Here is a 7,435-nt window from a genome sequence, read left to right on the forward strand (position 1 = left end):
TCGCCAGTGAAATTGCATTGACGTCCAAGCTGCGTCCGGCCGCCACAAAAATGTGCGATTGGCCGGAGATAGCGTTGTCGGGCAAGGCGGTTATGGTTTATGGCTGCTGCCGTCGATTAATGCATGTCGTTCAAAAGTGGGGACCAGTTTTGAAACAATGGCATGCAACTGGCATTGAAATGGCGCCGAAAGGGCGAGATCCAATCATGTTCTTCAAGCGAGTTGGTCAATTGAAAGCACCGCAGAGGGCTGTTTTCCTGGCGCTTTCAGTAGTTGTTCCATCGCTCTTTCTGTCGGCCTGCATGTCGTCGGAGAAAGATATCGACCTGTCGACCTATGTCGACCAGACCGAGCCGGCCGATGTTCTCTACAATCAGGGCCTTGCCAATCTCAATGCCGGGCGCCTGCAGGAGGCGAGCAAGAAGTTCGACGCCGTCGACCGCCAGCATCCCTATTCAGAATGGGCCCGCAAATCGATGGTGATGGGCGCTTTCGCCGACTATCGCCAGGGCAATTACGATGAGGCGATCGGCTCGGCCAAGCGCTATCTCACGCTTTACCCGTCGACCGATGACGCCGCCTATGCGCAGTACATCATCGGCTTGAGCTACTACCGTCAGATCAAGGACGTGACGCAGGACCAGAAGGAAGCGCGTCAGACCGTCCAGACGATGCAGGATCTGGTCACGCGCTGGCCGACATCGGAATATGTCGACGACGCCAAGGAAAAGATCCGCTTCGCCAACGACCAGTTGGCCGGCAAGGAAATGCAGATCGGCCGCTACTATCTTGAGCGGCGTGAATACATCGCCGCCGTGAAGCGCTTCCGCACCGTGGTCGAGAACTATTCCAACACCCGCCATGTCGAGGAGGCGCTCGCCCGCCTGACCGAAAGCTATTACGCGATGGGCCTGACTTCGGAGGCGCAGACCGCCGCCGCCGTGCTCGGCACCAATTACCCTGACAGTTCATGGTACAAGGATTCATACAAGCTCTTGCAGAGCAATGGGCTTGCACCGCGCGAAAATGCCGGGTCGTGGATATCCAAGGCCGGAAAGATGATCACCGGCGCCTGATCCCAAGCAGACGTTGCAGGCTTCACCAACGCGCCGTCTGCCTGGTTTTGTTGCTTGTCGCGGGTTCTAGCCGCAAAACCGCACGACACTTTTGTGGAACCTGCCTGGAGCACTCGGATCGAAGCGTGCGCTTTTTCGGATTGATCCGGTGCTCAAACAAAAAGATAGTGCGGCGCTGCGACTCCAAACCGTCGCGTGCCGTTCTAGATTTGGGTTCTGATGCTTTCCAGACTGTCGATCCGCGATATCGTCCTGATCGAGAAGCTGGATATCGACTTCCAGCCGGGTCTTTCGGTGCTGACCGGCGAAACCGGTGCCGGAAAATCCATCCTGCTCGATGCCTTGTCGCTGGCGCTCGGAGCGCGCGGCGATGCTTCGCTGGTGCGCCATGGCGCGGCGCAGGGGCAGGTCATCGCCGTCTTCGACGTGCCGCGTAACCATCCGGCGCGTACGCTGCTTGCCGACAATGCGATCGAGGATGACGGCGACATCATCCTGCGCCGCCTGCAGACGGCGGACGGCCGCACCCGCGTCTTCGTCAACGATCAGCCTTCAAGCGTCACCCTGATGCGCGATGTCGGGCGCGCGCTGGTCGAGATCCACGGCCAGCATGACGAGCGCGCGCTGGTCGATCCCGGAGCGCACCGCGAGGTGCTCGACGCTTTCGGTGGCCATCTCGGCGCCGTCCGCTCGACCGGCGAGGCATGGCGGCACTGGCGCGCCTGCGAGCAGGAGCTGTCGCGACACCGCGCCAAGGTGGCGGCGGCGGCGCGCGAGGCTGATTATTTGCGCGCGGCGGTGGCGGAACTGACGAAGCTCGATCCGCAGCCGGGCGAGGAGACCGATCTCGCCGAACTGCGGGCGTCGATGATGCGAGCGGAGAAGATCGCTTCCGAAATCCATGATGCGCAGGATGTGCTGTCCGGCCCGTCCTCGCCCTTGCCGCAACTTGCCAGCCTGCTGCGGCGGCTGCAGCGCAAAGTGACGGAGGCGCCCGGCCTGCTCGACGATGTCGTCAAATCGCTCGATGAGGCGATGCTTTCGCTCGACGCGGCGCAATCGGGGGTCGAGGCTGCACTGCGCGCCACCGAATATGATCCGCAGCGGTTGGAGAAGGCGGAGGAGCGGCTGTTTTCGCTGCGTGCGGCCTCGCGCAAGCACAGCGTCGCCGTCGACGATTTGGCGCAGCTGCGCGACACGATGTCTGCCGATCTCGCCGATCTCGATGCCGGCGAGGAGCGCCTGCACGGGTTGGAAAAGCAGGCCACTGCTGCGCGCGAGACCTATGACATTGCCGCCGCGCAGCTGTCCTCGCTTCGTCATGCGGCGGCGGTCGGCCTGACCAAGGCGGTGATGGCGGAATTGCCGGCTCTGAAGCTCGAACGCGCCGCCTTTATCGTGGAAATGAAGAGCGAGGTCGAAAGCCGCATGGAAGAGGGGATCGATCAGATCGAATTCTGGGTGCGGACCAATCCAGGCACGCGGCCCGGGCCGATGATGAAAGTGGCCTCCGGCGGGGAGCTTTCGCGCTTCCTTCTGGCGCTGAAGGTGGCGCTGGCTGACCGCGGCTCGGCACCGACGCTGGTGTTCGACGAAATCGACACCGGTGTGGGCGGCGCTGTCGCCGACGCTATCGGCCAGCGGCTGGCGCGGCTGTCGAAGCGCGTGCAGGTGCTGTCGGTGACGCACGCACCACAGGTGGCGGCGCGCGCGGCGACGCATTTCCTGATCTCCAAATCCGGCACCACCGACCGTGTCGCCACGGGCATTGCCGAGATGGACCGGCCGGCGCGGCAGGAAGAGATCGCGCGGATGCTGGCCGGCGCCACCATTACCGACGAGGCGCGCGCCGCCGCCGAGCGATTGCTGCGTGAGAATACCGCCGTTTCCTGATGGCGCTGCTTCCCGATCGGGGGTGCCTCTAACTGGTGAAATTCGACGCACGAACAGAGTCAGCATATGGCTCCATCCTGCTGTTTCGGCGTGGTTTTGTCAGAATTCAGCTCCCTTCCATCCGAATCCTGATCTATTGTCCCGGGCCAACAGCAGCCAGGTGCAAAACCATGTCCGAAAAACCAGTCGATGCCCTGACCGAAAGCGAGGCCGAAGCCGAGCTGAAACGGCTGGCGGAAGAGATCGCCGAGCACGACCGGCGTTACCATACCGAAGATGCGCCTGTTATCACCGATGCGGAGTATGATGCGCTGGCGCGGCGCAACCTTGCCATCGAGGAGCGCTTTCCAGCGCTGGTTCGCGATGACTCGCCATCGCTGAGGGTTGGTGCAGCACCCGCGGAAGGCTTTACCAAGGTGCGCCACGCCGTGCCGATGCTCAGCCTTGCCAAGGCCTATACCGACGATGACGTCACGGATTTCATCGAACGCGGGCGGCGGTTCTTCGATCGCGACAAGGAGCTCGACATCGCCTTCACCGCCGAACCGAAGATCGACGGGCTGTCGGCTTCGCTGCGTTACGAAAACGGTGTGTTCGTGCAGGGCGCGACGCGTGGCAACGGCGCCGTCGGCGAAGACATCACCGCCAATTTGAAGACGATTGCCGATATTCCAGCGAAGCTGAAAGGCTCGGGCTGGCCCGAAATCATCGAGATCCGCGGTGAGGTCTACATGACATATGCGGAATTCGAGGCGCTGAAGCAGCGCTCGGCGGCGGCCGGCGGCCAGGACTATGTCAATCCGCGCAATACGGCGGCCGGGTCGCTGCGCCAGAAGGATCCGTCCGTCACCGCCAGCCGCAACCTCAAATTCTTCGCCTATGCCTGGGGCTACACCTCGGCGGATCCCGCTCCGACCCAATATGATTCGGTACAGAAATTCGCCGAGTGGGGGTTCAAGATCAGTCCGCTGATGGTGCGGGCGAAATCGGCCGAGGAGTTGATCGCGCATTATCATCGGATCGAGGAGCAGCGCTCGGCGCTCGGCTACGATATCGACGGTGTCGTCTACAAGGTCGACCAGCTGGAATTGCAACGCCGATGGGGCTTCGTCACCGGCGAACCGCGCTGGGCGGTCGCGCACAAATTCCCGGCCGAACAGGCGATGACGACCGTGCAGAAGATCGACATCCAGGTCGGTCGTACCGGTACGCTGGCGCCGGTTGCGCGGCTGGCGCCGGTCACTGTCGGCGGCGTCGTGGTCGAGAACGTCACGCTGCACAATGAGGACTACATCAAGGGCCTGGACAGCACCGGCGAGCCGATCCGAGATGGCATCGATGTGCGCATCGGCGATACGGTCGTGATCCAGCGGGCAGGCGATGTCATTCCGCAGATCGTCAGCGTCGTCATCGACAAGCGGCCTGCTGATGCGGTGCCTTACGAGTTCCCTCACACTTGCCCGATCTGCGGCTCGCCGGCGACGCGCGAGATCAACGAAAAGACCGGCAAGGAAGATTCCCGCCGGCGCTGCACCGGCGAACTGATCTGCCCGGCGCAGGCGGTGGAGGGATTGCGCCACTTCGTGTCACGCGGCGCCCTGGACATCGAAGGGCTCGGCGCGGAAAACATAGACACGTTCTTCAATGCGGGATTGATCAAGACCGCCGCCGATATCTTCACGCTCAGGGACCGCCGTCCGGCTGTCACCAGGGCGCTGGCCGAGCGCCGTGAGGAGCAGGCAAGGCAGCGCGAGGCCGCATCGGGCAAGACACGCAAGAATGTGCGCAGCGTCGAGGATCGCAACTATGAGGGCCTCGACAAGCTGTTCGCCGCCATCGATTCGCGCCGCGAGCCGGAGCTGGACCGCTTCATCTTCGCGCTCGGCATCCGCCATATCGGTGAAACGACGGCCGCCGTGCTTGCCCGCACCTTCTCGACCATCGAGGAGCTGATCCGCGTCGGCAAGGAGACAGCGGCAGCGGAGAATCCACATACGGTTTTCCCCTCGGTCAACGGCATCGGCGATACCGTGATCGATGCTTTGCGCGACTTCTTCGGCAATGAGCGCAATGACGACGTGCTTGACGCGTTGCTCCGCCAAGTCAAGCCGAAGCCGTATATCGTCAACGTCTCGGCCGACAGCGAGGTCGCCGGCAAGACGGTCGTGTTCACGGGCTCGCTGGAGAAGATGACACGCTCCGAAGCCAAGGCGATGGCGGAGCGCCTCGGCGCCAAGGTCGCGGGCTCGGTTTCGGCGAAGACCGATCTTGTCGTGGCCGGGCCAGGTGCCGGCTCCAAGCTGAAGCTCGCCAGCGAACTCGGCATCGAGGTGATCGACGAGGATGCCTGGCTGGTGCGGATCGGCAAGGCATGACCGGACCGTTCAGCGGCTTCGGCCCCAAAGCCATTCCGTTCCTCAAGGCGCTGGATTTCCACCAGAGCCGCGAGTGGTTCCTGGAGAATCGCGACCTCTTCGAACAGGAGTTGCGCGATCCGCTCAGTGATCTCGTCGAGACGCTGACCGAGCGCTTCGCGGAGGCAGGTCTCGGCCTGCGCGGCGACCGCAAGAAGTCGCTGTTCCGGATCAATCGCGACGTGCGTTTCGCTAGGGATAAGCGGCCCTACAACAGGCATTTGTCGGCCATCCTGTCGCCCGACGGCACCAAGATGGAGCAGGGCGTGTTCTACGTGCATATCGGGCTTGAGCGCTGCTTTGCCGACATTGCCTGGTGGCAGCCGGAGCCTGCGCTGCTGCTGGCGATGCGCAAAGCCGTCGCGACGAAGCCGGACAAGTTTCGCGCCCTGGTGGCGGCGCTGAAGAAGAACCGGCTTGAACTCGAGACCGAAGGCCGTATGAAGCGTACGCCACGCGGCTTCGAGGAAATCAGCGATCCCGATCTGGTCGCCGCCATCCGCCACCGGCATTTCTATGTCCAGCATGTCATCGATCCGGCCGGAATCCATACGGCTGATCTGGTCGATGAACTCGTCGATTTCACCTTGCGCGCCAAGCCGCTGCTCGACTGGGGCAGGGCGATTGAGGGCAAGATCCCGAAGGAATAAGCGTCTAACTCAGCCGATCCAGCGATCATTTCCGCTGATCGTTTGGCTCAAGCGAATTCGTGTGACACGGCGAGGCGCGCCACCTACATACCGCGCTTCCCTTGTTGTTGTGCATGTCGTTATCCCTGCTACGCACTTTTGGGCGACATGTATCAGGAGTGGTTGATGGCGACGGACGCAATTTCGGAGAGCAGCGAAAGAAGCGATTTCTGGCAGGGCGTGCGGCTGTCGATGCCTGTCGTGGTGGCGTCGGCGCCGTTTGCGGTGCTGTTCGGTGCGCTCGCCGTCGACAATGGTTTCTCGGTCCTGGAAGCCTTCCTGATGAGCGCGCTGGTCTATGGCGGCGCCAGCCAGATGGTCGGCATCCAGCTGTTCGGCCAGCATGTGGCGCCGTGGCTGATCGTGCTGTCGATCTTCGCCGTCAATTTCCGCCACGTGCTCTATTCCGCAGGCATCGGCCGGCGCATCGCGCACTGGCCTGTCACCCAGCAGGCACTTGGTTATTTCATCCTCACCGATCCGCAATTCGCGGTAGCCGAAGCGCGGGCGCAATCGGGCCAGACAGTCGGCTTTGCCTGGTATCTGGGGCTTGGCTTGCCGGTCTATCTGTTCTGGATCGTCGAAAGCGCGCTTGGCGCGCTGTTCGGCAAGCTGATCCCCGACACGCATGCGCTCGGCATCGATTTCCTGCTGCCGATCTATTTCCTCGGTCTCGTGCTGGGCTTTCGCAAGCGGCCGCTGTGGCTGCCGGTGGTCGTCGCCAGCGCCGCCGCCTCGATCATCGCCTACAAGACGGTGGGCTCGCCTTGGCATGTCTCGATTGGCGCTGTTGCCGGTGTGCTGCTGGCGGTCATCCTGCCTCCCCATCACAGCGGCGTAAAGGCACGGCCATGAGCACGACCTTCTGGATCATCATCGCCGGCGCAATCGCGACCTATCTGACGCGCATCGGCGGGCATCTGGTCATCTCCCGCTTCGAAACCATCCATCCGCGCGTCGAGGCCGGTCTCAACGCCGTGCCGGCGGCGGTGCTGACGACGCTGGTGGCGCCGGAACTGTTGAATGCCGGGCCGGCGGAATGGGCGGCTCTGGTGGTCACCGCGGTCGTCTCGCTGCGCGGTGGGTTGATGGCGATTTTTCTGGCGGGTGCGGCAGTGCTGATTTTGGCGCGGCAGTTCGTGGGGTAAAATTCTAAGCGCGAATCGGTTTGGACGTTAGCGCCGCCTTTATTGCCCTGCCGGGCACTTCTCCCCGTAAACGGCCGGGCTGTCACGTATGGATTCTTGCGAAGAAGAACCCCCACCCTAACCCTCCCCAGGTTGTGTGCGTCAAGTTCTGCAAAATGGGCGATCATGAAGCTGGTCATGCGGCTTGGCGTAGAGCGAGCTTCTTGTGCTCGCGC

At 62.6% G+C, this 7,435-nt stretch carries 6 protein-coding genes; all 6 read left to right on the forward strand.

Translation table 11 applies throughout. The features are described from left to right. Positions 1-206: 206 nt before the first annotated feature. On the forward strand, positions 207-1,076 hold the full coding sequence (locus NKJ37_RS26330) for an outer membrane protein assembly factor BamD (protein WP_023813133.1): 870 nt from the start codon (positions 207-209) through the stop codon (positions 1,074-1,076). A gap of 219 nt (positions 1,077-1,295) precedes the next feature. Continuing rightward, on the forward strand, positions 1,296-2,969 hold the full coding sequence (gene recN / locus NKJ37_RS26335; protein WP_352442242.1) for a DNA repair protein RecN: 1,674 nt from the start codon (positions 1,296-1,298) through the stop codon (positions 2,967-2,969). A gap of 170 nt (positions 2,970-3,139) precedes the next feature. After that, the gene (gene ligA, locus NKJ37_RS26340; RefSeq protein ID WP_352775635.1) at positions 3,140-5,344 is read left to right on the forward strand and encodes an NAD-dependent DNA ligase LigA; all 2,205 of its coding nucleotides are present in this window, start codon (positions 3,140-3,142) and stop codon (positions 5,342-5,344) included. Continuing rightward, complete coding sequence (locus NKJ37_RS26345; protein WP_128303501.1) at positions 5,341-6,033, forward strand: DUF2461 domain-containing protein; 693 nt, start codon at positions 5,341-5,343, stop codon at positions 6,031-6,033. Before ligA ends, NKJ37_RS26345 begins: the two co-directional genes overlap by 4 nt. A 165-nt stretch (positions 6,034-6,198) precedes the next feature. Beyond that, on the forward strand, positions 6,199-6,927 hold the full coding sequence (locus tag NKJ37_RS26350; RefSeq protein WP_128303502.1) for an AzlC family ABC transporter permease: 729 nt from the start codon (positions 6,199-6,201) through the stop codon (positions 6,925-6,927). Then, positions 6,924-7,220 carry an AzlD family protein gene (locus tag NKJ37_RS26355; RefSeq protein ID WP_352775639.1) on the forward strand — a complete coding sequence of 99 codons (297 nt, stop codon included), beginning with the start codon at positions 6,924-6,926 and terminating at the stop codon, positions 7,218-7,220. Before NKJ37_RS26350 ends, NKJ37_RS26355 begins: the two co-directional genes overlap by 4 nt. The last annotated feature ends 215 nt before the right edge of the window (positions 7,221-7,435 follow it).

The organism is Mesorhizobium sp. M0140 (assembly GCF_040322475.1).
Taxonomy (GTDB): Bacteria; Pseudomonadota; Alphaproteobacteria; order Rhizobiales; family Rhizobiaceae; genus Mesorhizobium.

Coding starts and splice junctions, on each gene's coding strand:
- NKJ37_RS26330 (WP_023813133.1), top strand. CDS start 207: ATGTTCTTCAAGCGAGTTGGTCAATTGAAAGCACCGCAGAGGGCTGTT.
- recN (WP_352442242.1), top strand. CDS start 1,296: ATGCTTTCCAGACTGTCGATCCGCGATATCGTCCTGATCGAGAAGCTG.
- ligA (WP_352775635.1), top strand. CDS start 3,140: ATGTCCGAAAAACCAGTCGATGCCCTGACCGAAAGCGAGGCCGAAGCC.
- NKJ37_RS26345 (WP_128303501.1), top strand. CDS start 5,341: ATGACCGGACCGTTCAGCGGCTTCGGCCCCAAAGCCATTCCGTTCCTC.
- NKJ37_RS26350 (WP_128303502.1), top strand. CDS start 6,199: ATGGCGACGGACGCAATTTCGGAGAGCAGCGAAAGAAGCGATTTCTGG.
- NKJ37_RS26355 (WP_352775639.1), top strand. CDS start 6,924: ATGAGCACGACCTTCTGGATCATCATCGCCGGCGCAATCGCGACCTAT.